This is a genomic window from Streptomyces sp. NPDC047085, assembly GCF_040643735.1.
GTDB lineage: Bacteria > Actinomycetota > Actinomycetes > Streptomycetales > Streptomycetaceae > Streptomyces.
Genome location: NZ_JBEYUW010000005.1, coordinates 71,023 through 94,651, shown reverse-complemented (window position 1 = coordinate 94,651; position 23,629 = coordinate 71,023). Strand labels below are relative to the sequence as shown.

Annotated in this window: 22 protein-coding genes and 1 riboswitch; of the genes, 11 read left to right on the top strand and 11 right to left on the bottom strand. The window is 72.2% G+C overall.

The window, feature by feature from the left end; genetic code table 11:
* Nucleotides 1–8: 8 nt before the first annotated feature.
* Together ABZ865_RS19105 and ABZ865_RS19100 are read left to right on the top strand one after the other, a co-directional pair.
* Complete coding sequence (locus ABZ865_RS19105) at nt 9–2,558, top strand: helicase C-terminal domain-containing protein (RefSeq protein ID WP_361231409.1); 2,550 nt, start codon at nt 9–11, stop codon at nt 2,556–2,558.
* A 120-nt stretch (nt 2,559–2,678) separates the two neighbouring features.
* The gene (locus ABZ865_RS19100) at nt 2,679–4,322 is read left to right on the top strand and encodes a DNA repair helicase XPB (protein ID WP_361231407.1); all 1,644 of its coding nucleotides are present in this window, start codon (nt 2,679–2,681) and stop codon (nt 4,320–4,322) included.
* Here ABZ865_RS19100 and ABZ865_RS19095 read toward each other — a convergent pair.
* A complete protein-coding gene (locus ABZ865_RS19095; protein ID WP_361232262.1) occupies nt 4,280–5,389 on the bottom strand; it encodes a glycosyltransferase 87 family protein in 1,110 nt (369 codons plus the stop codon). The two genes, ABZ865_RS19100 and ABZ865_RS19095, sit on opposite strands and share 43 nt — an antisense overlap.
* A gap of 105 nt (nt 5,390–5,494) precedes the next feature.
* Nucleotides 5,495–5,677, bottom strand: coding sequence for a hypothetical protein (locus ABZ865_RS19090; protein WP_361231405.1), 183 nt, complete (start codon nt 5,675–5,677; stop codon nt 5,495–5,497).
* Between the two features lie 520 nt (nt 5,678–6,197).
* Between ABZ865_RS19090 and ABZ865_RS19085 the strand changes: the two genes are divergently transcribed.
* On the top strand, nt 6,198–8,213 hold the full coding sequence (locus ABZ865_RS19085; RefSeq protein WP_361232259.1) for a UvrD-helicase domain-containing protein: 2,016 nt from the start codon (nt 6,198–6,200) through the stop codon (nt 8,211–8,213).
* Between the two features lie 87 nt (nt 8,214–8,300).
* Here the strand turns inward: ABZ865_RS19085 and ABZ865_RS19080 are convergent, their stop codons facing one another.
* A complete protein-coding gene (locus ABZ865_RS19080) occupies nt 8,301–8,993 on the bottom strand; it encodes a copper homeostasis protein CutC (protein WP_361231403.1) in 693 nt (230 codons plus the stop codon).
* An 80-nt stretch (nt 8,994–9,073) separates the two neighbouring features.
* On the bottom strand, nt 9,074–9,745 hold the full coding sequence (locus ABZ865_RS19075) for a maleylpyruvate isomerase family mycothiol-dependent enzyme (protein ID WP_361231401.1): 672 nt from the start codon (nt 9,743–9,745) through the stop codon (nt 9,074–9,076).
* A 47-nt stretch (nt 9,746–9,792) separates the two neighbouring features.
* Here ABZ865_RS19075 and ABZ865_RS19070 point away from each other — a divergent pair, with 47 nt between their 5' ends.
* Nucleotides 9,793–10,440: an HD domain-containing protein gene (locus ABZ865_RS19070; RefSeq protein WP_361231399.1), complete on the top strand. Its 648-nt coding sequence runs from the start codon at nt 9,793–9,795 to the stop codon at nt 10,438–10,440.
* Between the two features lie 27 nt (nt 10,441–10,467).
* Nucleotides 10,468–11,571 carry a GNAT family N-acetyltransferase gene (locus ABZ865_RS19065; protein WP_361231396.1) on the top strand — a complete coding sequence of 368 codons (1,104 nt, stop codon included), beginning with the start codon at nt 10,468–10,470 and terminating at the stop codon, nt 11,569–11,571.
* 214 nt (nt 11,572–11,785) lie between these two features.
* On the opposite strand, the gene ABZ865_RS19060 is transcribed toward ABZ865_RS19065, so the two are convergent.
* Nucleotides 11,786–12,064 carry a DUF4031 domain-containing protein gene (locus ABZ865_RS19060; protein WP_361231394.1) on the bottom strand — a complete coding sequence of 93 codons (279 nt, stop codon included), beginning with the start codon at nt 12,062–12,064 and terminating at the stop codon, nt 11,786–11,788.
* Nucleotides 12,065–12,071: 7 nt separating this feature from the next.
* Entirely contained in the window at nt 12,072–12,455 is a 384-nt protein-coding gene (locus ABZ865_RS19055) for a hypothetical protein (protein WP_361231392.1), read from the bottom strand.
* 55 nt (nt 12,456–12,510) lie between these two features.
* Between ABZ865_RS19055 and ABZ865_RS19050 the strand changes: the two genes are divergently transcribed.
* From ABZ865_RS19050 to ABZ865_RS19030, 5 genes are all read left to right on the top strand, one after another.
* Nucleotides 12,511–13,416, top strand: a complete 906-nt coding sequence (locus tag ABZ865_RS19050; protein WP_361231390.1) for a MurR/RpiR family transcriptional regulator — start codon at nt 12,511–12,513, stop codon at nt 13,414–13,416.
* Nucleotides 13,417–13,546: 130 nt separating this feature from the next.
* A complete protein-coding gene (gene murQ / locus ABZ865_RS19045) occupies nt 13,547–14,476 on the top strand; it encodes an N-acetylmuramic acid 6-phosphate etherase (protein ID WP_361231388.1) in 930 nt (309 codons plus the stop codon).
* Between the two features lie 16 nt (nt 14,477–14,492).
* Nucleotides 14,493–15,974, top strand: coding sequence for a PTS transporter subunit EIIC (locus tag ABZ865_RS19040; protein WP_361231386.1), 1,482 nt, complete (start codon nt 14,493–14,495; stop codon nt 15,972–15,974).
* A 30-nt stretch (nt 15,975–16,004) separates the two neighbouring features.
* Nucleotides 16,005–16,220 carry a hypothetical protein gene (locus ABZ865_RS19035; protein ID WP_361231384.1) on the top strand — a complete coding sequence of 72 codons (216 nt, stop codon included), beginning with the start codon at nt 16,005–16,007 and terminating at the stop codon, nt 16,218–16,220.
* A gap of 33 nt (nt 16,221–16,253) precedes the next feature.
* Nucleotides 16,254–16,826 (top strand): hypothetical protein, encoded by a 573-nt coding sequence (locus tag ABZ865_RS19030; RefSeq protein WP_361231382.1) that lies wholly within the window; start codon nt 16,254–16,256, stop codon nt 16,824–16,826.
* A gap of 25 nt (nt 16,827–16,851) precedes the next feature.
* Here ABZ865_RS19030 and ABZ865_RS19025 read toward each other — a convergent pair whose 3' ends face one another.
* The 5 genes from ABZ865_RS19025 to thrC all read right to left on the bottom strand — a co-directional run bounded on the left by ABZ865_RS19025 (nt 16,852) and on the right by thrC (nt 22,343).
* Complete coding sequence (locus tag ABZ865_RS19025; protein ID WP_361231379.1) at nt 16,852–17,979, bottom strand: NADH:flavin oxidoreductase; 1,128 nt, start codon at nt 17,977–17,979, stop codon at nt 16,852–16,854.
* Between the two features lie 222 nt (nt 17,980–18,201).
* Nucleotides 18,202–19,824: a chaperonin GroEL gene (gene groL / locus ABZ865_RS19020; protein WP_100826879.1), complete on the bottom strand. Its 1,623-nt coding sequence runs from the start codon at nt 19,822–19,824 to the stop codon at nt 18,202–18,204.
* A 323-nt stretch (nt 19,825–20,147) separates the two neighbouring features.
* Nucleotides 20,148–20,354, bottom strand: a complete 207-nt coding sequence (locus ABZ865_RS19015) for a cold-shock protein (protein ID WP_019057200.1) — start codon at nt 20,352–20,354, stop codon at nt 20,148–20,150.
* 433 nt (nt 20,355–20,787) lie between these two features.
* Complete coding sequence (locus ABZ865_RS19010) at nt 20,788–21,063, bottom strand: MoaD/ThiS family protein (protein WP_076087077.1); 276 nt, start codon at nt 21,061–21,063, stop codon at nt 20,788–20,790.
* Nucleotides 21,060–22,343 (bottom strand): threonine synthase, encoded by a 1,284-nt coding sequence (thrC, locus tag ABZ865_RS19005; RefSeq protein WP_361231376.1) that lies wholly within the window; start codon nt 22,341–22,343, stop codon nt 21,060–21,062. The genes ABZ865_RS19010 and thrC overlap by 4 nt, the downstream gene beginning before the upstream one ends.
* 17 nt (nt 22,344–22,360) lie before the next feature.
* Nucleotides 22,361–22,502, bottom strand: a riboswitch (SAM riboswitch).
* A gap of 170 nt (nt 22,503–22,672) precedes the next feature.
* Here thrC and ABZ865_RS19000 point away from each other — a divergent pair.
* Nucleotides 22,673–23,617 (top strand): glucosyl-3-phosphoglycerate synthase, encoded by a 945-nt coding sequence (locus tag ABZ865_RS19000; protein ID WP_361232256.1) that lies wholly within the window; start codon nt 22,673–22,675, stop codon nt 23,615–23,617.
* Nucleotides 23,618–23,629 lie beyond the last annotated feature (12 nt).

The window sequence follows — 23,629 nt, the reverse complement described above, 5'->3', positions numbered from 1 at the left end:
TGAGTCAGATGAGCACCGAGGAGAAGCCGGCGGCCCCCCGGTCCCTCGCGGAGGCACTCCGCGCGAGGGACGACGCCTCGCTGGCCGCGCTCCTGCGCAGCCGACCCGATCTCATCACTCCCGTCCCCACCGACCTCACCCAGCTGGCCACCCGGGCCGGCACCCGCGCCTCGGTCCTGCGCGCGCTGGAACGGCTGGACCGGTTCGCCCTGCAGACGGCCGAGGCCCTGGCCGTGGCCCCGGACCCGGCGTCGTACGACACCCTGCTCGGCCTGCTCGCGGGGGACGCCCGGGACGAGACCGTCGTCGCCGCGCTGCCCCGCGCGGTCGCCACCCTGCGCGAGCAGGCCCTGGTGTGGGGCGGGGACGACCGGCTGCGGCTGGTGCGCACCGCGCGCGAGCTGCTCGCGCCGTCCGCGCAGCACCCCTCCCCGACCGGTCTGGGACCGAGCGTGCAGGAGACCACCTCGGGCATGTCCCCGGGACGGATGCAGGAGATCGTCACCGCCGCCGGGCTGCCCTCGACGCACGACTCGGTCTCTGCGGTTGCCGCGCTCACCGAGCTGTTCACCGACCGGAAGCGGATGGCGGCGCTGCTCGCCGAGGCCCCGGAGGCCTCCCGGGAGGTGCTGTCCCGGCTGATGTGGGGCCCGCCATACGGGCAGGTCACCGCGGATCCGGCAGCCCATCTGCGCTGGCTGCTGGACCGCGGGCTGCTGCTGCCGACCGCTCCGGGCACGGTCGTCCTGCCCCGGGAGGTCGCCCTGCACCTGCGCGAGGGCCGCGCGCACCGAACACCCGAGCCGCTGCCGCCCCCCGTGGAGCCGGCCACGGCGCACGGCGCCCGGATGGTGGACGCGACGGCGGCCGGGCAGGCCTACACCGCCCTCGCCACCGTCGAGGAGCTGCTCAAGGACTGGCACGAGGGAGGCCCGGCGGTGCTGCGGGCCGGCGGGCTCAGCGTGCGGGACCTGAAGCGGACCGCCGTCGCCCTCGACGTGACCGAGCCGGTCGCCGCGTTCTGGGTCGAGCTGGCCTACGCCGCCGGTCTGCTCGCCTCCGACGGCGAGGCCGACGAACGCTACGCGGCCACCCCCGCCTACGACGAGTGGCTGGAGCTGCCGCCCGCCGAACGCTGGGCCCGCCTCGCCGAGGCCTGGCTGACGGCCACCCGCACCCCGGGGCTGGTCGGCGGCCGGGACGTGAAGGACCGGACGCTGTCCGCGCTGGGCCCGGGTCTCGACCGGTCGGCCGCCCCCGAGGTACGGCACCGGGTGCTGACCCTGCTGGCCGGGCTCCCGGCGGGCGCGGCGCCGACGGCCGACTCGGTGCTGGCCCGGCTGCGCTGGGAGCGTCCGCTGCGCGGTCCCCGGCCCGAGGGCGAGGAGGATCTGCGCACGCGCCTCGCCCGCTGGACCCTGTCGGAGGCGGAGCTGCTGGGTGTCACCGGCCGCGGGGCGCTGTCCGCGCACGGCAGGGCACTGCTCGGCGTCCCCGCGCCCGCCGCACCGGCCGGCACCGGCGCCCCGGAGCCCTCCGGCCCCGGCGACAAGCTGCCCGTCCACCATCACCACCACCCGGCCGCCCCCGTCGAACCCCTGTCCACCGCCGAGCAGACCGTCGCCACCGCCGCCGCGGCCCGGCTGCTGGCACCGCTGCTGCCCGAGCCCCTGGACCACGTCCTCCTCCAGGCCGACCTGACGGCGGTCGCCCCCGGCCCGCTGCGGCGGCCGCTCGCCGACATGCTCGGGGTGCTCGCGGACGTCGAGTCCAAGGGCGGCGCCACCGTGTACCGGTTCACCCCGGGCTCCGTCCGCCGCGCCCTGGACGCCGGCCGGACCGCCGCCGACCTGCACGCCTTCCTCACCGCCCACTCCCGCACCCCCGTCCCGCAGCCGCTGGCCTATCTGATCGACGACGTGGCCCGTAAGCACGGCCATCTCCGGGTGGGCGCCGCCTCGGCCTACGTCCGCTGCGACGACGACGCCCTGCTCAACGAGATCCTCGCCGACAAGCGCGCCGCCGCCCTGCGCCTGCGCCGCCTCGCCCCGACGGTGCTGGCCGCCCAGTCCGACCCGGGCACCCTGCTGGAGGGCCTGCGCGCGATGGGCTACGCGCCCGCCGCCGAGTCCGCCGAGGGCGACGTCCTGATCAGCCGCGCCGACGCCCACCGCACCCCGCCGCGCACCGCCCCCGAGCCGGTACCGGAAGGCCCGCCGCCGCCCGACGCCACGCTCCTCGCGGCCGCGATCCGCGCGATCCGGGCCGGCGACCTGGCCGCCACCACCCCGCGCAAGTCCGCCGGCACCCCGCTGACCGGCGGCGAACTGCCCCGCACCAGCTCCGCCGAGACCCTGGCCACCGTGCAGGCCGCCGTCCTGACCGGCGAGTCCCTGTGGATCGGCTACGTCAACGCGGAGGGCGCCGCCAGCCAGCGCGTCATCGCCCCGATCCGCGTCGAGGGCGGCTTCGTGACGGCGTACGACCACACCGCCGACGAGGTGCGCACCTACCCGCTGCACCGGATCACGGGAGTCGCCGAACTGGCGGAGGACTGACCGGCCAGGACCGACTCCGGCAGGGGGTGCTCCCCGGGGCCCGCGGTTGCGGCGCCCCACCGTGATCGTCCGCCGGTAGGGCACACTGGATGTTTGGCCGTGCGGAAGGGAAGTGCCTAGGTGAACGGACCGCTGATCGTCCAGTCCGACAAGACCCTGCTGCTCGAAGTCGACCACGAGCGGGCGGACGACTGTCGTCGGGCCATCGCGCCCTTCGCCGAACTGGAGCGGGCGCCCGAGCACATCCACACCTACCGGGTCACCCCGCTCGGGCTGTGGAACGCGCGGGCGGCGGGACACGACGCCGAGCAGGTCGTCGACGCGCTGGTGCAGTACAGCCGCTACCCGGTGCCGCACGCGCTGCTGGTCGACATCGCCGACACTATGGACCGCTACGGGCGGCTGACCCTCAGCAAGCACCCCGCGCACGGACTCGTCCTCACCACCACCGACCGGCCGGTGCTGGAGGAGGTCCTGAAGTCCAAGCGGATCGCCCCGCTGGTCGGGGCGCGCATCGACCAGGACACCGTGGTCGTGCACCCGTCCGAGCGCGGGCAGATCAAGCAGGTCCTGCTGAAGCTGGGCTGGCCCGCCGAGGACCTCGCCGGGTACGTGGACGGCGAGGCGCACCCGATCGAGCTGCTCGAGGACGGCTGGGCGCTGCGCCCGTACCAGAAGCAGGCCGTGGAGAACTTCTGGCACGGCGGCAGCGGTGTCGTGGTCCTGCCGTGCGGGGCCGGCAAGACGCTGGTCGGCGCCGGATCGATGGCGCAGGCCAAGTCCACCACCCTGATCCTCGTCACCAACACCGTCTCCGCCCGGCAGTGGAAGCACGAGCTGGTGAAGCGGACCTCGCTGACCGAGGACGAGATCGGCGAGTACAGCGGCACGAGGAAGGAGATCCGCCCGGTCACGATCGCCACCTACCAGGTGCTGACGACCAAGCGGAAGGGTGTCTACCCCCACCTCGAACTCTTCGACTCCCGGGACTGGGGCCTGATCCTCTACGACGAGGTGCACCTGCTGCCGGCCCCCGTCTTCAAGTTCACCGCGGACCTCCAGGCGCGGCGGCGGCTGGGGCTGACCGCGACCCTGGTGCGCGAGGACGGCCGCGAGTCGGACGTGTTCTCCCTCATCGGGCCCAAGCGGTTCGACGCGCCCTGGAAGGAGATCGAGGCGCAGGGGTACATCGCGCCCGCCGACTGCGTCGAGGTCCGGGTCAACCTCACGGACTCCGAGCGGCTGGCGTACGCCACCGCCGAGACCGAGGAGAAGTACCGCTTCTGTGCGACCACCGACACCAAGCGGAAGGTCACGGAGGCGATCGTCCGCCGGTTCGCCGGGCAGCAGATCCTCGTCATCGGCCAGTACATCGACCAGCTCGACGAGCTGGGCGAGCATCTGAACGCCCCCGTCATCAAGGGCGAGACGACCAACGCCCAGCGCGAGAAGCTCTTCGACGCGTTCCGCGAGGGCGAGATCAGCGTGCTGGTCGTCTCGAAGGTCGCCAACTTCTCCATCGACCTGCCCGAGGCCACGGTCGCCATCCAGGTGTCCGGCACCTTCGGCTCCCGCCAGGAGGAGGCTCAGCGCCTCGGCCGCGTGCTGCGCCCCAAGGCCGACGGCCACCAGGCCCACTTCTACTCGGTCGTCGCCCGCGACACCATCGACCAGGACTTCGCCGCACACCGCCAGCGCTTCCTGGCCGAGCAGGGGTACGCCTACCGAATCGTGGACGCGGACGAGATCCTCGCCGGGAACTGAGCGGTCCTCTCCCCGAAGAGAGCCGCCCCCAGCAGGGCCAGGCCCAGCACCGGGTACGGCGCCGCCAGGGGCTGCTCCCACCAGGGCAGATGCAGGTCCCGGTCGCCCTCGTGCGGGACCAGCCACAGGGTGCGGGCGGTGAAGAGCACCGCCGTCAGGGCCGCGAGGCGGACGCGGCCCTCGGCCAGCAGCACCGCGAGGAGCGGCACGCACCACACCCAGTGGTGGGACCAGCTGATCGGGGAGATCAGCAGGGCGGTGAGGGCGGTCAGGAGGACGCCGTACCGCTCCTGCCGCGCGCCCGCGCGGACCGCCAGGCACAGGCCCGCCGCACCCACGGCCGCCGCCGACACCGCCCAGGGGAGACCCGGCGACGGGTCGTGCAGCGCACGGGCGATCATGCCCTGGAGGGACTGGTTGTCCACGATCCATGCCTTGCCCACCCTTCCGGTGTCGTAGAGGCGTCTGGTCCAGAACTCGGCACTGGCGTGGGGCAGCAGCGCGGCGCCGAGCAGGACCGTGCCGATGAAGGCCGCCGTCGCCGTGGCCGCCTCTCTTCTGCGTCCGCGCAGGAAGAGGTAGGCGATGAAGATCGCCGGCGTGAGCTTGATCCCCGTGGCCAGGCCGAGGGCCAGACCCGTGGCGCTGGTCCGGGTGCCCGTCCGGGTGTCGGCGCGGGGAGGCCGGGTCAGGTCCCAGAGGACCAGGCAGGTGACGGCGAGGTTGATCTGGCCGAACAGGAGCGTCTGGAAGACCGGTTCGAGCCAGAGGGCGAGGGCGGTGGCTGTGCAGAGGAGGGGCAGGGAGAGGGCCGGCGGCCGGGGCGGGGCGGGGCGGGAGGCCAGGCGGGCCGAGAGGGCGACGAGGCCGGTGAGCAGGAGCGCGTTGCCCGCGAGGAACGCCGCCTTCAGGGCCGGGACCGGGATCCAGGTCGTGGGGACGAACAGGACCGCCGCGAAGGGCGGGTAGGTCGCCGGCAGCCGCCACTCGGTGACCGTGAAGCCGTACAGGTCGCCGCCGCGGGACACGGCGGCGCCTTCGGCCCGGTAGACCAGCAGGTCGGCCATCGGGGCCCGGTGCAGGACGCACAGGGCGGTGAAGGAGCAGAGGGAGACCGCAAGGAAGAGTAAGGACACCACCGTCCGCTTCGGCACGGAGATGACCCTATGCGGTTACTTGCGACGTATGCCCGCCTCCTCGCCGTACTCGCCGAGGATCACGACGCGGAACGCGGCCTCCGCGAAGACCTTGATCGCGCGCAGGGCGTTGCCCAGCGGGTAGTGGTGGGGGCCGTCCACGGCCGTGGCGCCGGCGGGTGGCCGGGCATGGGCTGGAGAGATGGTTGCTGCGCTCATGTCTCCATGGTGGAACTTCGGGCACGCATCCGGCATCGGTCTCCAGAGCCAATCCCGGAGGCCCTCGCGTAGACCCCCGGGTGGACCCCGACCCCTACGCCGGACGGGCCGTGTCCCCTAGGGGAAGGGACGGGGCCGGAAGATCCACCGGAAAATCCGGGGGCAGCAAAATCCATTGGCCCCGGACCCTCCTCCCCTCCTACAATCTCCGCTCTTGCCCGCCTCCCTCACGGAGTGCCGTCGTCCGGCCGGAAACCGGACGGCATTCGTCGTAGCCGCGTATCGCACGAACGCACGCATCACACGAACGCACGTATCGCACGAGCGCACGTCGCACGTATCGCACGTATCAGGCCCACCCGGAGGCACCCCCTTGTCCACGCCCGCCCACGACCCCGTCGGCGCCCCACTCGGCGACCCCCGCACCGCCTCGCCCCGCGACCCCCACACCGCCTCCCTCGACGACCCCCTCGCCCGAGAGCGCTCCCACCTCGCCGGCTCCCGAGCCGCCCTGCGTGCCATGCGCGAGGACGTCGAGGCGCTGGACATCCGCGACGTCACCGCGAACTGGGTCAACGCCGCCGTGCTCGCCCACCAGATCGACGAGCGCATCAAGGCCCTGGCCGACCTCAGCGACACCCCCCTCTTCTTCGGGCGGCTCGACTACCTGCACGCGCCGGGCGCCGCGCAGGCCGAGGGGGCCGAGGGCGAGCGGTTCTACATCGGGCGGCGGCATGTGCACGACGCCGACGGCGACCCCATGGTCATCGACTGGCGCGCCCCGGTCTCCCAGCCGTTCTACCGGGCCTCCAAGAAGGACCCGATGGACATCGGGCTGCGCCGCCGCTTCGGCTACACCGGCGGCGAACTGACCGCGTACGAGGACGAGCACCTCTCCGACCCGGCAGAGTCGGCGGCCACCAGCAAGCTGCTCCAGCAGGAGATCGAACGACCGCGCGTCGGCCCCATGCGGGACATCGTCGCCACCATCCAGCCCGAGCAGGACGAGATCGTCCGGTCCGGCCTCTCCGGCACGGTCTGCGTCCAGGGCGGACCCGGCACCGGAAAGACCGCCGTCGGCCTGCACCGGGTCGCCTATCTCCTCTACGCCCACCGGGAGCGGCTCGCCCGCACCGGCACGCTGGTCATCGGGCCGAACCGGTCCTTCCTGCACTACATCGAGCAGGTCCTCCCGGCGCTGGGCGAGTTGAGCGTGCAGCAGGCCACCGTGGACGACCTGGTCGCGCACGTGGAGGTGCGCGGGACGGACGACGCGGCCGCCGCGATCGTCAAGGGCGACGCCCGGATGGCCGAGGTGCTGCGCCGGGCCCTCTACTCCCACGTGACCCTGCCGGCCGAGCCGGTCGTCGTGGTGCGCGGGTCGCGCCGCTGGCGCGTGCCGGCATACGAACTGGAGGACTTGGTCCGGGAGTTGCTGGAGCGGGACATCCGTTACGGCGCCGCCCGCGAGGCCCTGCCGCAGCGGATCGCGCACGCGGTGCTGGTGCAGATGGAGCGGGCCGGCGAAGCGCCGGACGACCGGGTGCAGGACGCCGTCGCCCGCAACAGCGCGGTGAAGGCGGCCGTCAAGGAGTGCTGGCCGGTGGTCGATCCGGCCAAGCTCGTGCTGCGGCTGCTGACCGACGCCGACTTCCTCGCCGAGCATGCCGAGGGGATCCTGGACGAGGACGAGCAGAAGACGATCCTGTGGGCGAAGCCCGTACGGAGCGTGAAGTCGGCCAAGTGGTCGGCGGCGGACGCGGTGCTGATCGACGAGGCGGCCGACCTGATCCAGCGCACGCACTCGCTCGGCCATGTCGTCCTGGACGAGGCGCAGGACCTGTCCCCCATGCAGTACCGCGCCGTCGGCCGCCGCTGCACCACCGGCAGCGCGACCGTCCTCGGCGACCTCGCGCAGGGCACCACGCCCTGGGCGACCCGGAGTTGGGACGAGGCGCTGACCCATCTCGGCAAACGCGAGGGGGTCATCGAGGAGCTGACGGCCGGCTTCCGCGTCCCCACGGACGTGATCACGTACGCCTCCCGCCTCCTCCCCCACATCGCGCCGGGCCTCGCCCCGGTCGCCTCCGTCCGTGAGAACCCGGGGTTCTTCGAGGTCCGTACGGCGACGGGGCCGGACGCCGCAGACGGCGCGGACGCCGCGGACTCCGCGGGTGAGGCCCTCGCGGCCGAAGTGGTCGCCGCCTGTGAGGAGTTGCTCCGCAACGAGGGCTCGACAGGCCTGATCGCCGCGGACGCCCGCATCCCCGCCCTCGCCGAGGCCCTGACCACGGCCGGGATCGCCTACCTCGCCCCCGGCGAGGAGACCACCCGCGAGACCCGCCTGACCCTGGTCCCGGCCTCGCTCGCCAAGGGTCTGGAGTACGACTACGTGGTCCTGGACGAGCCGCAGGCGGTGGTCGACGGCGAACCCGACGAACGGACGGGCCTGCGCCGCCTGTACGTGGCCCTGACCCGAGCGGTGTCGGGCCTGATCGTCACCCACGCGGCGCCACTGCCCCCGCAGCTGGGCTGAGCCGGCGCCGGTGCGTGGTGAGCAGGCCGCTGTGCCGCCGGCCCACCACGCACCCGCACGGCGCGTACAACCCGTACCCCTACGGCGCTACTCCCCGTCCAGAACCCTCCGCCACTCCCGCACAGCACCCTCGGAGACCGGCCCCGCCCAGCCCGCGGAGCGCGCGGCGCCCCCGATGTGGAAGGCGTCGATGCCGGCGTGCCGGAGGGCGGGGACGTGGTCGAGGCGGAGGCCGCCGCCGACCAGGAGCGTCTGGCCGTAGCCGGGCTCGCCCCGTCGGCCCGCCTCGGCGGCCAGGGTCGGCAGACCCTCGTCCACACCGGAGGCGGAGCCGGCGGTCAGGTAGGTGTCCAGTCCGGGCAGGTCGGCGAGCTGCTTGCGCAGCGCGTCCCGGTCGGCGGCCCGGTCCATCGCCCGGTGGAAGGTCCACCGGCAGCCGCCGAGCGCGCCGACGACCCGTTCCACGGCGGCCAGGTCGACACCGCCGACGGCGTCGAGGAACCCGAGCACGAACTGGTCCGCGCCCGCGTCCCGCATCTCACCGGCCACCCGCACCAGCCGATCGACGTCACCCGCCGCGAACCCGTCCGCCAGCCGCAGCATCACGCGCAGGTCGATGTCGACGGCGGCCCGGATCGCGGCGACCGTCGAGGGCGCCGGGGTGAGCCCGTCCGCCGCCATCTCGGTGACCAGCTCCAGGCGGTCCGCGCCTCCGGCCTGGGCGGCGACCGCGTCCTCGACGTCGAGCGCGATCACCTCCAGGACTGCACGCTTGCTCATGGCACCCCATTCATCGGCGGCTACAGGTCTAGTCCAATTCAAGACTACGCCTGCCCAGCGCCGACCCGGGCAACCCCTCCTCAGCCGAAGATGTTCAGTTCCCCCTCCGCCGCGCCGGCCAGTTCGTACGCGGCACCGTCCAGCGGCCGCCCCGCGTACAGCCGTACGAGCGTGGCGGCGTCGCCGATGTACCGGGCGGGCGGACCTCCCGCGGTCAGGGCCCCCAGCCGCAACGGCTCGTCCACGTCCTCGAGGTCGGCATGCAGCGGCACGTGCCGCTTCTCTCGGGTGACGCGGACCAGCAGCGTCAGCGCGTCCGGCAGTCCGGCCCCGGCGTACGCCCCCGGCGCCCCGAGGACGTCACGCACGTCCCCGGCGTGCACCCACTCCCCCAGGGCGATCATGTCCAGCACCCCGCCCGCCTTGGCGATCACCGGCCCGGCCTCGGTCATCCCGCGCTCCAGCTCGTCCACGACCCGCGCGTTCGACCACTCGGCCCGCTCGGCGATGTCCCGGTCGTTCGACTCGGGCGAGAACACGCCCTTCTCGAACCGGCTCTCCACCACCCGCATCAGCGCAGCGGAACAGTGCGCGAGCACGTCCCGTACGGTCCAGCCCGGACAAGCGGCGGTCGACAGCGCGAAGTCCGCGTCGGAGCGTGCACGCAGCAGCGGTATCAGGGCGTCCCGCTCGACGGCCAGCAGACGTCCGGGGAGTTCGGGGTCACGTGGTACCTCGTGTACGTCAGTCATGGGCCCCAAGCTAGGTGCATCGAGCCTCACCGCGGGAGAATGACGGCATGGCCGACCTCGACGAGCTGCGTTCCCGCTGGCTGCGTGCACTGCTCGCGACACGGGACGACGACTCCTGCGCCCCGGACCCGTACAGGTATGCCGATGCCCTGCTGCGCCGCTGGTCGGAGCCGCAGCGCCGTTACCACACGATCGAGCACTTGAAAGCGGTCCTCGACCACATCGACACACTCGAGGAGTACGCGGACGACCCGAACGTGGTCCGTCTGGCCGCCTGGTTCCACGACGCGGTCTACCTCCCCGAGCGCTCCGAGAACGAGGAACGCTCCGCCCGCCTGGCCGAACGCGCCCTGCCGGAGGCCGGCGTCCCGGCCGCGAAGACCGCCGAGGTCGCCCGCCTGGTCCGCCTCACCACCACCCACGCCCCCACCGCCGACGACCCCGACGGCCAGGTCCTCTGCGACGCGGACCTGGCGATCCTGGCCTCACCTCCGTCGGCGTACGCCGTCTACACCGCCGAAGTCCGCGAGGAATACCACTTCGTCCCCAACGACGCCTTCCGCGAGGGCCGTTCGGCCATTCTCCGCCAACTCCTCGCCCTCCCCAGCCTGTTCCACACCCCGTACGGCCGCGACCACTGGGAGGCCACGGCCCGCTACAACCTGACCTCCGAGCTGGAAATGCTGTCGACCTGAGGGGTGCCGCCACCTAGGGTTCGCCTCATGCGAGCGATATCCGGGGACGATGTGACCGCGGCCGTGGCGGGATGCGCGGCGGTACTGGGTGCGGCGGCGGAGCGGGACTGGAGGGCCGTCAGGGCCGGGCGGTTGGAGTGGGACTGCCATACGACGGCGTTCCACATCGCCGAGGATCTCGTCGCGTACGCCGCCAATCTGGCCGGGCGGGCGCAGGACGCGTACGTCCCGTTCGACATCACCCTCGACGAGGGCACCGACAACGCGGGGCTGGTGCACGTCATCGAGACGACCGGGGCGCTGCTCGCCGCCGCGGTCCGCACCGCGCCGCCCGGCGTGCGCGCCTTCCATCCGTACCCGTTCCGCAGCGCCGACCGCGAGGGCTTCGCCGCGATGGGCATCGCCGAGGTGCTGCTGCACACGCATGACATCGCCGAGGGGCTCGGGGTCGCCTACGAGCCGTCCGAGCAGCTCGCCGAGTCCGTGCTGACCTGGCTCTTCCCGCACGTCCAGCCCGGTCCCGCGCCCTGGCCGACCCTGCTGTGGGCGACCGGCCGCGGCGAACTGCCCGGCCGTGCTCCCGTCACCGAGTGGCGCTGGCGCAACAACCTGGTCATCCCCGCCGAGCGCTTCACCCTGACCGGCGTCCGCCCGGCCGCCGCCCGCGATCTCCGGCTCGGCGGCGACGGCGGGTTCGAGTGGATCGAGGGCGGGCCGTACGAGGGGACGCGGGAGGCCTCCGGCTTCCTGGTGAAGGCCTACGAAGCGGGCGTGCACCGGCCCGAGTTCGGGGTCTTCGCCCTCGTCCGGCACGAGGACGGCCGCGCGATCGGCGGCATCGGCTTCCACGGCGCCCCGGACGAGGAGGGCCGCGTGGAGATCGGCTACGACCTCGTCGAGGGCGCCCGCGGCCAGGGGTACGCCACCGAGGCCGTGCGCACCCTCACGGAGTGGGCGCTGGCCCGGGACGACGTCGACACCGTGATCGCGACCATCGAGGGGGCGAACCTCCCCTCGCAGCGCGTGGTGTCCCGGGCCGGGTTCACCCGGGCGACCCTGGAGGAGGAGCGGACGGCCCGCGAGGACCACGGCATGGACGACGGGCTCCAGCTCTACATCCGCCGGGGCTGACGACCGGCGGCCGCCTGGCTCCCGTGCGCTAGGGCCTGTCTTCCGGATCAGGCCGGCTCCGGCCGACCGAGCCTCTTGGCGGACCCGAGCGGGGTCTGGTGCGTGCAGCTGCAAGGCGGAGGAGGGAGTCGACGCGGAGCGTCGGCGAGTGACGACAACGCCGCAGATGTGCGTGCCAGACCCCGCGACGCCGGCAAGATCCGGAAGACAGGCCCTAGGCCCGCCGCCCGGCCCGGCTTCCCTTCCGTCTGCGCAGTCCGGAGGAGGTCAGCAGCCGTACCACCTCGCGGCTGCTGACCTCCACCGCGCCGGCGGCCACCGCGTCCGCGTACCGGTGCGAGGGGAGGTCGTAGTGGTCGCGTTCGAAGGCCCGGCGGGGTACGCCCAAGTCGGCGGCGAAGAGGTGCAGTTCGTCGTACGACACGTCGCTCACCAGGTGGGACCACATGCGCCCGTGCCCTGGCCAGGTCGGCGGGTCGATGTACACCGTCACGGGCGCCTCACGAGGACGCCGTCCCGCCCGTGGCCCGCCCGAGCGAGCCCACAGCGGCGACCTTCACGCCCGCCTTGTGGCACACCCAGTGCGGATCGGGCCCCAGCTCCGGCTCCACGTCCAGCGCGTGCGGATCGCCCGAGCCGCACACCGGGCACAGCGGCCAGCGGCCGTACCGCTCCAGCAGCGCGTCCTGTACGTCCTGGGCGACCAGCCCGGCCAGGTAGTCGACGCCGTCCGGCCACTGCTGGACCCACCAGCGACGCTGCGCGACGGAGTCCTCGACCAGCGAGACCACGTCGGCCTCGGCGACCTCGCGCGCGATCAGATCGGCGAGCACCAGCGCGCGGGCAGCGTGCAACGCCTGCTCAAGGGGGGTCAGGGACTCCATGGTCCCATTGTGCGCACTCTTGACCGCGAGGCGGAACCGAAAATATCTTTCATTGGTGACCCAGGACGTGAAGGAAATTTTCGGCACCCCGGGCAGCTCGCTCGCCGCCAAGGTGCGTACCCTCGCGCCGTCCATGACCCGGTCCATGCAGCGTGTCGCCGAGGCCGTCGCGAGCGATCCCGCCGGCTGTGCCGCCCTCACGGTCACCGGCCTCGCCGAACTCACCGGCACCAGTGAGGCGACCGTCGTCCGCACCGCCCGCCTGCTCGGCTACCCCGGCTACCGCGATCTGCGCCTCGCCCTCGCGGGCCTCGCCGCGCAGCAGCAGTCGGGGCGGGCGCCCGCGATCACGACGGACATAGCGGTGGACGACCCGATCGCCGACGTCGTCGCGAAGCTGGCCTACGAGGAGCAGCAGACCCTCGCGGACACGGCCGCCGGACTCGACACCGTCCAGCTGGGCGCGGCCGTCGCCGCGCTGGCCGGAGCCCGGCGGACCGATGTGTACGGCATCGGGGCGTCCGGGCTCGTCGCCCAGGACCTCACCCAGAAGCTGCTCCGCATCGGCCTCATAGCCCACGCACACAGCGATCCGCATCTCGCGGTGACCAACGCGGTGCAGCTGCGGTCGGGTGACGTGGCGATCGCGATCACGCACTCCGGGTCGACGGGCGACGTCATCGAGCCGCTGCGGGTCGCGTTCGAGCACGGGGCCACGACGATCGCCATCACCGGCCGGCCGGACTCGCCGGTCACCCAGTACGCCGACCACGTACTGACCACGTCCACCTCGCGGGAGACCGAGCTGCGACCGGCCGCGATGTCCTCGCGAACCAGTCAACTGCTGGTGGTGGACTGTCTGTTCGTGGGGGTGGCGCAGCGGACGTACGAATCGGCGGCGCCCGCCCTGGCCGCGTCGTACGAGGCGCTGGCGCACCGGCACCGGAGCGCTGGGCGTTAGGGGGTGTCGTCTGGATCATCCCGGCCAAGAGGCTAGGTCGGCCGGAGCCGGCCTGATCCAAACGAGACCCCCTAGCCCACCCGCGGGACCCACCGGAACAGGACCCCCCACCGGAAAGAGCCGCACGTTTATGACCTCCGATCACCTTCGTCTTCAGGCCGAGCTCGGCTCGCTCACCACCGAGGCCTTCCGGCCCGAGCTCGCCGAGATCGACCAGCTGCCCACCCTCGACATCGCGCGCCTCATGAACGGTGAGGACGCGGGCGTCGCGGCCGCCGTCGCCGCGCGGCTGCCGGAGATCGCCGCCGCCATCGACGCCATCGCCGCGCGCATGGCCCGCGGCGGCCGTCTGATCTACGCCGGTGCCGGTACCGCCGGGCGGCTCGGCGTGCTGGACGCCTCCGAGTGCCCGCCCACCTTCAACACCGAGCCCGGCCAGGTCGTCGGGCTGATCGCGGGCGGGCGGGAGGCCATGGTGACGTCCGTGGAGGGGGCCGAGGACTCCAAGGAGCTGGCCCGCGCGGACCTGGACGCGCTCAAGGTCGCCGCTGACGACAGCGTTGTCGGGATCTCCGCCTCCGGGCGCACCCCGTACGCCGTCGGCGCCGTCGAGCACGCCCGTGGCCTCGGCGCCCTGACCGTCGGGCTGGCCTGCAACGAGCACAGCGCGCTCGCGGCCGCCGCCGAGCACGGCATCGAGGTCGTCGTCGGCCCCGAGCTGCTCACCGGCTCCACCCGGCTGAAGGCGGGCACGGCCCAGAAGCTGGTCCTGAACATGCTGTCGACGATCACGATGATCCGGCTCGGCAAGACGTACGGAAACCTGATGGTCGACGTCCGCGCCTCCAACGACAAGCTGCGGGCCCGCTCGCGCCGCATCGTCGCCCTCGCCACGGGAGCCTCCGACGCGGAGATCGAGCGGGCGCTGACGGAGTCGGGCGGCGAGGTGAAGAACGCGATCCTGGCCATCCTCGCCGACGTCGACGGCCCGACGGCCGCCCGCCTTCTGGAGGAGTCCGGCGGACATCTGCGTGCCGCGCTGGCGGTCGCGGGCGGCTGAGCCGCACGCTCGGGGGGTGCGCCACGACCCCACGACCAGCCCCGCCACCGCCACCGCGATCCTCACCCTGGCCGGCGGCCCCGCGAACGTCACCTCCGTCACCCACTGCATGACGCGGCTCCGCCTGACCGTCACCGACCCGGCGGCGGTCGACGGGGACGGGCTCCGGGTCCTGCCCGGGGTGCTGGGGGTGGTCGGGGCCGGGGGGCCGTCCGTGCAGGTCGTACTCGGGCCGGGGGTGGTCGGAGCGGTCACGGCGGAGGTACGGAACCTGATCGGCGACGAACCGGCCACCGCCGGTACGCATACGGCTCACACCGAGCCGACCGACGCCGAGCCGCCCCGTGCCGAATCGGCCGATGCGGCACCAGTCGGTGCCGAACTGGCCGTTGCCGACCTGAAGGAGCGCATCCGGCGGCGTAACGCCACCCCCGCCAAAACCGCCCTGCGCCGCATCGCGAACGTCTTCGTCCCGCTCATCCCCGCCCTGATCGGCTGCGGCATCCTCGCCGGGCTCAACGGGCTGCTGCTGAACGCCGGTTGGCTGCCCGGGCTGACCCCGGCGCTCACCGCCGTCGCGTCGGCCTTCATGGCACTGATCGCGGTGTTCGTCGGCTACCAGGCGGCGAAGGAGTTCGGCGGCACGCCGGTGCTGGGCGGCGCGGTGGCGGCGATCGTCGTGTATCCGGGCGTGGCGAAGGTGACGGCGTTCGGGGTGCAGCTGACCCCCGGTCAGGGCGGTGTCCTGGGCGCCCTGGCGGCCGCTCTGCTGGCGACCCGGGTGGAGAAGTGGTGCCGGGGCCGGCTGCCGGGCGCGCTGGACGTACTCGTCACGCCGACCGTGACCGTGCTCGTCTCCGGCCTTGTCACGCTGTACGGCCTGATGTACGCGGCCGGCGTGGTGGCGACGGCGATCGGTATGGCGGCGAGCTGGCTCCTGTCCACGACCGGCGCCCTGGCCGGTCTGGTCCTGGGCGGCCTGTTCCTCCCCCTCGTCATGCTGGGCCTGCACCAGGCCCTGATCCCCATCCACACCACCCTCATCGAACAACAGGGCTACACCGTGCTGCTCCCCCTGTTGGCCATGGCGGGCGCGGGGCAGGTGGGCGGGGCGCTCGCGGTGTACGTCCGGCTGCGCCACGACACCGGCTTGCGTACGACGATCCGCTCGGCTCTCCCGGCGGGCCTGCTGGGCGTGGGCGAGCCCCTGATCTACGGCGTCTCGCTGCCGCTGGGCCGCCCGTTCGTGACGGCATGCGTGGGCGGGGCGGCGGGCGGGGCGTTCATCGGGTTCTTCGCGATGCTGGGGGACAAGGTGGGCGCGACGGCGATCGGGCCGTCGGGCTGGGCGCTGTTCCCGCTGCTGGCGGGGAACAGGGGGCCGGGGGTGACGGCGGCCATCTACGGGGGCGGGCTGCTCACCGCGTACGCCGTGGGATTCGCGGCGACGTGGCTGTTCGGCCTCACCCGGCGCCCGCGTACGGGCGCGGCCGCGTGACGCACCCTCCTGGCCGTTCGTTTCCCGGGCATGATGAAGAAGCTCCTGACCACCGCCGCCCTCACCGCCTCCGCCGCCGCCCTGGCCGCCCCCGCGCACGCCGACGACCACTGGACGGCCACCGGCACCGCCATGTGCGCGGGCGATCTCGTCGCCGTCCCCGTGGTCAAGTCCGTCTCCCCCCTGCCCCTCCCCGACAGCGCCCCCGCCTGCGGCAAGGGAAGCCTCATCCACCACGGCGGCTGAGCCCCAGGAGGCACGGGTGAGAAGCTGGGAGGCATGAACCACGCCCAACTGACCGCGCTCGGCCGTGCCCTCCGGGTCATCGGGGAGCACGGGGAGGCTCTGAGTGCCGATGTGCCGGAGGCGCGGCTGCAGGAGATCAAGGGGGATCTGCGGCGGGCGCTCGACCTGGTGGAGGAGAGCGTCGGGGGCAACGCGCCCACTACCCGGTGCCCGGAGCATCCGCACGGGCCGGTCGACGAGAGTGCGCCCGATCTGTGTCTGCTGTGCGAGACCCGGCGCCGGGCCGCGCGGCGGGCGGAGTACGGGGGCGGGCGGCCGCAGGGCGCGGAGGCCCCGGCGAGCGCGCCGTCCCGGTACGGCGTCCGTGCCGACCGTCCGCAGCCCCAGCAGCGCTGGCTGCCGGAGGCGTGGAACGGGCGGGAGTGGCAGTTGTGCGGCACGCCCCGGCGCGACCGGCGGGAGGCCGAGGCGTATCTGGCCGCTCAGCGGCGCTCGTCCCGGCCCGCCATGGCGTACCGGCTGGTGCACGAGTTCACCGACTACGAGGTGCTGCGGGTGTGGGGGACGCCCGTGTACGTCGACATCGAGCCGATGGGCAACCTGTAGGCGCCCCCCCTGCTTCCCGGCTGCCTCAGCTCAGCGTCTTCGCCGCGGCGGCGTCGTACGGCTTCAGCTCGTCGAAGCGGTCGGCGAGCACCTTGGCCGCCCACTCCGGGTCCTGGAGCAGCGCGCGGCCGACGGCGACCATGTCGAACTCGTCGGCCTCCAGGCGGTCCAGGAGGTTGTCGATGCCCTTGACCGGGGAGCCCTCGCCCTGGAAGGCGCCGATGAAGTCACCGTCGAGGCCGACCGAGCCGACGGTGATGACCTGCTTGCCGGTGAGCTTCTTGGTCCAGCCCGCGAGGTTGAGGTCGGAGCCGTCGAACTCGGGGAGCCAGTAGCGGCGGGTGGAGGCGTGGAAGACGTCGACGCCGGCGGCCGCGAGCGGGGTGAGGATGGCCTCCAGCTCCTCGGGGGTCTCGGCGAGGCGGGCGGTGTAGTCCTGCTGCTTCCACTGCGAGTAGCGGAAGATGACCGGGAAGTCGGGGGACACGGCCGCGCGGACGGCCGCGACGATCTCGGCCGCGAACTTGGTGCGGGCCACCGGGTCGCCGCCGTAGGCGTCGGTGCGGCGGTTGGTGCCCGCCCACAGGAACTGGTCGACGAGGTAGCCGTGGGCGCCGTGCAGCTCGACGCCGTCGAAGCCGATGCGCTCGGCGGCGGCCGCGGCCTCGGCGAACGCGGCGACGACGTCGTCCAGGTCCTGCTGGGTCATGGCCCTGCCGGTGGGCTCGGCGCCCTCGGTGACGATGCCGGAGGGGCCCATCGCGGGGGCGTCCGGGAAGGGGGCGTCGCCGTCCTTGCGGACCATGCCGATGTGCCACAGCTGCGGGACGATCGTGCCGCCCGCCGCGTGCACGTCCTCGGCGACCCTGGCCCAGCCCGCCAGCTGCTCCTCGCCGTGGAACCGGGGCACGCGGTCGCTCTGACCGGCCGACTCGTGGCCGACGTAGGTGCCCTCGGTGACGATCAGCCCGACACCGGCGGCGGCACGGCGGGCGTAGTACGACCGCACGTCCTCGCCGGGGATGCCGCCCGGGGAGAACATCCGGGTCATCGGCGCCATCACGATCCGGTTGGGCACGGTCAGGCCGTTGAGGTGGATCGGACGGGACAGGATCTGGGCCGCGCGGGAGGTGGGGGACGTCGTGACGGTCACGTGGGGGGCTCCTCGTGAGTGACGGTTCAACAGAGCGATTGACCAGCTGGTATGTGCACACGCATTGGTGCACCTTCTTAAGCAACTGAGGGTACGGCGTCCCGCATTCCCACCTCAGCGAGGAGTGGTGTGATCCCGGACACGCCCGAGGGCGGCACCCCCTGCAACAGACAGGGAGTGCCGCCCTCGGTACTGAAGGACAGGCGATCGGCCAGAGGTCGATCAGAAGTCCATGTCACCGCCCGGCATGCCGCCGCCGGCCGGCGCGGCGGCCTTCTCCGGCTTGTCGGCGATGACGGCCTCGGTGGTGAGGAACAGCGCGGCGATGGAGGCGGCGTTCTGCAGGGCAGAGCGGGTCACCTTCGCCGGGTCGATGATGCCCTCGGCGACCAGGTCGACGTACTCGCCGGTCGCGGCGTTCAGGCCGTGGCCCGGGGTCAGGTTGCGCACCTTCTCCACCACGACACCGCCCTCGAGGCCGGCGTTGACGGCGATCTGCTTCAGCGGGGCCTCCAGCGCGAGCTTCACGGCGTTGGCGCCGGTCGCCTCGTCACCGTCGAGCTCCAGCTTCTCGAAGACGTTGGTGGTCTGCAGCAGGGCCACGCCACCACCGGCGACGATGCCCTCCTCGACGGCGGCCTTCGCGTTGCGGACGGCGTCCTCGATGCGGTGCTTGCGCTCCTTGAGCTCCACCTCGGTGGCGGCACCGGCCTTGATGACCGCGACACCGCCGGCGAGCTTCGCCAGGCGCTCCTGCAGCTTCTCGCGGTCGTAGTCCGAGTCGCTGTTCTCGATCTCGGCGCGGATCTGGTTCACGCGGCCGTTGACCTGCTCCGAGGAGCCGGCACCGTCGACGATGGTGGTCTCGTCCTTGGTGATGACGACCTTGCGGGCGCGGCCCAGGAGGTCCAGGGTCGCGTTCTCCAGCTTGAGGCCGACCTCCTCGGAGATGACCTCGCCGCCCGTGAGGATGGCGATGTCGCCGAGCATGGCCTTGCGGCGGTCGCCGAAGCCCGGGGCCTTGACGGCGACGGACTTGAAGGTGCCGCGGATCTTGTTGACGACCAGGGTCGACAGGGCCTCGCCCTCGACGTCCTCGGCGATGATCAGCAGCGGCTTGCCCGACTGCATGACCTTCTCGAGCAGCGGGAGCAGGTCCTTGACGGAGCCGATCTTGGAGTTGGCGATGAGGATGTACGGGTCCTCGAGCGACGCCTCCATGCGCTCCATGTCGGTCGCGAAGTAGGCGGAGATGTAGCCCTTGTCGAAGCGCATGCCCTCGGTGAGCTCGAGCTCCAGGCCGAAGGTGTTGCTCTCCTCGACGGTGATGACGCCTTCCTTGCCGACCTTGTCCATGGCCTCGGCGATCAGCTCGCCGATCTGGGTGTCGGCGGCGGAGATGGACGCGGTGGAGGCGATCTGCTCCTTGGTCTCGACGTCCTTCGCCTGCTCCAGCAGGGCGGCGGAGACGGCCTCGACGGCCTTCTCGATACCGCGCTTCAGGGCCATCGGGTTGGCGCCGGCGGCGACGTTGCGCAGGCCTTCCTTGACCAGGGCCTGGGCGAGGACGGTCGCGGTGGTCGTACCGTCACCGGCGACGTCGTCCGTCTTCTTGGCGACTTCCTTGACCAGCTCGGCGCCGATCTTCTCGTACGGGTCCTCGAGCTCGATCTCCTTGGCGATGGAGACACCATCGTTGGTGATCGTGGGGGCGCCCCACTTCTTCTCGAGGACGACGTTGCGACCCTTGGGGCCGAGCGTCACCTTGACGGCGTCCGCGAGCTGGTTCATGCCGCGCTCGAGGCCGCGCCGCGCCTCCTCGTCGAACGCGATGATCTTGGCCATGTGAAGTGGTCCCTCCAGGACTGGGGGTGATTCCTTCGGACCGCGCCCGCGCCCGCGACGGACGGCTCGCCGACCTGTGGTTCCTTGCCCCACCTGGCCTGCGGGCCTCACCGACCCGGTCCATCTTTGTCACTCTCACCTTCAGAGTGCTAACGCCAATGATTAGCACTCGGCATGGTCGAGTGCAAGCGGCTCACGGGATGCGGGCAGGGCGTCGGCCGCGCGCGAACAGGGAGCGCCGGGCATGCCGAAGGGTCCGTACCCAGAGGTACGGACCCTTCGAAGATGAAACAGAAGAACGTCGCTGTCAGTCGACGCGTGCTTCAGCTGGTCGCCAGCCGGACCATGTCCGCCTGCGGGCCCTTCTGGCCCTGCGAGATCTCGAAGTCGACCCGCTGCCCCTCTTCCAGGGTGCGGTAACCGTCCATCTGGATCGCGCTGTAGTGGACGAAAACATCCGCACCACCGTCGACCGCGATGAAGCCGTACCCCTTCTCCGCGTTGAACCACTTGACGGTGCCCTGAGCCATGCCTAACTCCCCTATTACTGGCCCTTGCACAGATCCACACTTCGCGGATCCGGGTCAGACCTCACCCCCCAAATCGGTCGGGGGCGTGCGCCGGAACGCGTCGACCGCGGCTGAATGTATCTGTCCAACTGCCGTCTGCAACAGGTCAATCGGACGAGAATTCTGGACGCGACTGGTCCGGAATGTGGCGAGAATTCGCCAGAAGGCGGGGCAAGTCGGGCCCCGTAAAAACCACAAATGCCGCATACAACCCGGGCATTTTGGCTACTTCTTGTCGGGCACGCGGCATCGTTTCAGGGCCCCCGACCTGTGCGGCGGGGAGCGCGTTCCCCAACTGTACCGCGCTCAATCACGCAGAATGGCCCCCTCCGTTTCTCTCACGGAGGAGGCCATTCGATGAACGCTCGGTAACCGTGGTTACCTTGGGTAATACTCAGCCGCCGGCGACGGCCGGAATGATCGATACGCCGGCACCGTCCGGCGTGGCCGTCTCCAGGCCCTGCTCGAAGCGGACGTCGTCGTCGTTCACGTACACGTTGACGAAGCGGCGCAGCTTGCCCTGGTCGTCCAGGACGCGGGCGGCGATTCCGGTGTGGTTCTTCTCCAGGTCCTCGATGACCTCGGCGAGCGTCGCGCCCTCGGCGGCGACCTCGGCCTGGCCGCCGGTGTAGGTGCGCAGGATGGTGGGGATGCGAACGGTCACGCTCATACGAGGCCAGCCTCTCGGAAGGAGTCCAGGGTCGGACGGATGGTGGCGGTCAGGCCGGTGCCGGCCACCGCGTCGAGGGTCTTGAGGCCGTCACCCGTGTTGAGGACGACCGTGGTGAGCGACGGGTCCAGGACGCCGTTCTCGATCAGCTTCTTCGTGACGCCGACCGTCACACCGCCCGCCGTCTCGGCGAAGATACCCTCGGTGCGGGCCAGCAGCTTGATGGCGTCGACCACCTGCTCGTCCGTCACGTCCTCCACGGCACCGCCCGTGCGGCGCGCGATGTCCAGGACGTACGGCCCGTCGGCCGGGTTGCCGATGGCGAGGGACTTGGCGATGGTGTTCGGCTTCTGGGGGCGGACCACGTCGTGGCCGGCCTTGAAGGCCGTCGACACCGGCGAGCAGCCCTCGGCCTGGGCGCCGAAGATCTTGTATGGCTTGTCCTCGACGAGCCCGAGCTTGATCAGCTCCTGGAGCCCCTTGTCGATCTTCGTGAGCTGCGAGCCGGACGCGATCGGGACGACCAGCTGATCCGGGAGCCGCCAGCCGAGCTGCTCGCAGATCTCGTACGCCAGGGTCTTCGAACCCTCCGCGTAGTACGGCCGCAGGTTGACGTTGACGAAGCCCCAGCCCTCGCCGGCCGGGTCGCCGATCAGCTCGGAGCAGAAGCGGTTCACGTCGTCGTAGTTGCCCTCGATGCCGACCAGTTCACCGCCGTAGACCGCCGCCATGACGACCTTGCCCTGCTCCAGGTCGTGCGGGATGAACACGCAGGAGCGGAAGCCGGCCCGGGCCGCGGCGGCGCCGACCGCGCCCGCGAGGTTGCCGGTGGAGGAGCAGGAGAGCGTCGTGAAGCCGAAGGCGCGCGCGGCCTCCAGGGCCTGGGCGACGACGCGGTCCTTGAAGGAGTGCGTCGGGTTGCCGGAGTCGTCCTTCACGTACAGCCCGCCGGTGACGCCCAGCTCGCGGGCCAGGTTGTCGGCCTTGACGAGCTTGGTCCAGCCGGGGTTGATGTTGGGCTTGTCGGCCACGTCGGCCGGGACCGGCAGCAGGGGCGCGTAACGCCAGATGTTCGCGGGGCCCGCCTCGATGCGCCCCCGCAGTTCCTCGGGCTCGTAGGCCGAGAAGTCGTACGCGATCTCCAGCGGGCCGAAACACTCCTCGCAGGCGAACACCGGTCCGAGCGGCACCCGGTGACCGCACTCGCGACAGCTCAGCGCCGCGGCCGGGCCGAGGTCTACGGTGGGATTGCTGGTGCTTGCAACTGTCTGCACAGCCATGGAGGCGAGGCCCTTTCTCCTCATCTTCCTCACGACGCATCTCGCCGTGAGACGGATTTGGCACCTTCCCTAGCCGGGAGCCTCGCGGGTGAACGAGTACCGACTGGAGGGTTGCCGGGGCTTCATCGGGCCGTGTCCCTCTGCCCCTCTGGATGAGCGGTATGCGGTTGTGTGAACGCCGTTGACCCCCGACATGCGATGGTCATCGGCGTTGTTCAAGACTGTAACCGAAGGCCACGACAGTTGAGAGAGTCGTCCGAACCGCGAGATGGATCACCCGGTTCCCCGGAACGCCCGGTGTGATCACGAACAGTGAGGAGCCGCAGACCGTGCTGGAAGAAGTCGAGCGCTGGCTGGCCACCCGCTCCTGGTCCGTGGCCGACCGACCGCTGCACCGCGTGCTGGCCGCCAAACAGCGCACCGGCCAGTCCGTCTCCGTCGTCCTGCCCGCGCTCAACGAGGAGGAGACCGTCGGCGACATCGTCGCCGCCATCCGCCACGACCTCGTGCTCCAGGCCCCGCTCGTCGACGAGATCGTCGTCGTCGACTCCGGCTCCACCGACCGCACCTCCGAGGTCGCGGCCGCCGCGGGCGCGCGGGTCGTCCATCGCGACGACATCCTCCCGCGCATCCCGGCCGTCCCCGGCAAGGGTGAGGTGCTGTGGCGCTCCCTGCTGGTCACCGGCGGCGACATCGTCTGCTTCGTCGACGCCGACCTGAAGGAGTTCTCCTCGGACTTCGTCCTCGGCATCGTGGGCCCCCTGCTCACCGATCCGGACGTCGACCTGGTCAAGGCGATGTACGACCGCCCGCTCGCCGGGGCGGCCGGGCAGGGCGGCCGGGTCACCGAGCTGATGGCCCGTCCGCTGCTGAACATGCACTGGCCCCAGCTGGCCGGCTTCGTGCAGCCCCTGGGCGGGGAGTACGCGGCCCGCCGCTCGCTGCTGGAGCAGCTGCCGTTCCCGGTCGGGTACGGCGTCGAGCTGGGCATGCTGGTGGACGCCCTGCACCTGGTGGGCCTGGACGCGCTGGCCCAGGTGGACGTGGGCGTGCGCAGGCACCGGCACCAGGACGGGCAGGCGCTGGGCCGGATGGCCGCCGCGATCTACCGCACCGCCCAGCTGCGGCTCGCCCGCGGACACCTCGTCCGGCCCGCCCTCACCCAGTTCGAGCGGGGCGAGGACGGGTTCGAGCCGCGCACCTACTCGGTGGACACCGAGGAACGGCCGCCGATGGCGGAGATCGCGGAGTACGCGGCGCGCCGGGTGGCGTGAGGGCTCCGGGCA

What these genes read in the sequence shown, in the direction of transcription:
- ABZ865_RS19105 (WP_361231409.1), top strand. Translation starts at nt 9, where the DNA reads ATGAGCACCGAGGAGAAGCCGGCGGCCCCCCGGTCCCTCGCGGAGGCA.
- ABZ865_RS19080 (WP_361231403.1), bottom strand. Translation starts at nt 8,993, where the DNA reads ATGAGCAAGCGTGCAGTCCTGGAGGTGATCGCGCTCGACGTCGAGGAC.
- ABZ865_RS19010 (WP_076087077.1), bottom strand. Translation starts at nt 21,063, where the DNA reads ATGAGCGTGACCGTTCGCATCCCCACCATCCTGCGCACCTACACCGGC.
- ABZ865_RS19055 (WP_361231392.1), bottom strand. Translation starts at nt 12,455, where the DNA reads ATGGAGTCCCTGACCCCCCTTGAGCAGGCGTTGCACGCTGCCCGCGCG.
- murQ (WP_361231388.1), top strand. Translation starts at nt 13,547, where the DNA reads ATGACCTCCGATCACCTTCGTCTTCAGGCCGAGCTCGGCTCGCTCACC.
- ABZ865_RS19015 (WP_019057200.1), bottom strand. Translation starts at nt 20,354, where the DNA reads ATGGCTCAGGGCACCGTCAAGTGGTTCAACGCGGAGAAGGGGTACGGC.
- ABZ865_RS19095 (WP_361232262.1), bottom strand. Translation starts at nt 5,389, where the DNA reads ATGGCCGACCTGCTGGTCTACCGGGCCGAAGGCGCCGCCGTGTCCCGC.
- ABZ865_RS19030 (WP_361231382.1), top strand. Translation starts at nt 16,254, where the DNA reads ATGAACCACGCCCAACTGACCGCGCTCGGCCGTGCCCTCCGGGTCATC.
- ABZ865_RS19065 (WP_361231396.1), top strand. Translation starts at nt 10,468, where the DNA reads ATGCGAGCGATATCCGGGGACGATGTGACCGCGGCCGTGGCGGGATGC.
- ABZ865_RS19090 (WP_361231405.1), bottom strand. Translation starts at nt 5,677, where the DNA reads ATGAGCGCAGCAACCATCTCTCCAGCCCATGCCCGGCCACCCGCCGGC.
- ABZ865_RS19035 (WP_361231384.1), top strand. Translation starts at nt 16,005, where the DNA reads ATGATGAAGAAGCTCCTGACCACCGCCGCCCTCACCGCCTCCGCCGCC.
- ABZ865_RS19085 (WP_361232259.1), top strand. Translation starts at nt 6,198, where the DNA reads ATGCGCGAGGACGTCGAGGCGCTGGACATCCGCGACGTCACCGCGAAC.
- ABZ865_RS19075 (WP_361231401.1), bottom strand. Translation starts at nt 9,745, where the DNA reads ATGACTGACGTACACGAGGTACCACGTGACCCCGAACTCCCCGGACGT.
- thrC (WP_361231376.1), bottom strand. Translation starts at nt 22,343, where the DNA reads ATGGCTGTGCAGACAGTTGCAAGCACCAGCAATCCCACCGTAGACCTC.
- ABZ865_RS19070 (WP_361231399.1), top strand. Translation starts at nt 9,793, where the DNA reads ATGGCCGACCTCGACGAGCTGCGTTCCCGCTGGCTGCGTGCACTGCTC.
- groL (WP_100826879.1), bottom strand. Translation starts at nt 19,824, where the DNA reads ATGGCCAAGATCATCGCGTTCGACGAGGAGGCGCGGCGCGGCCTCGAG.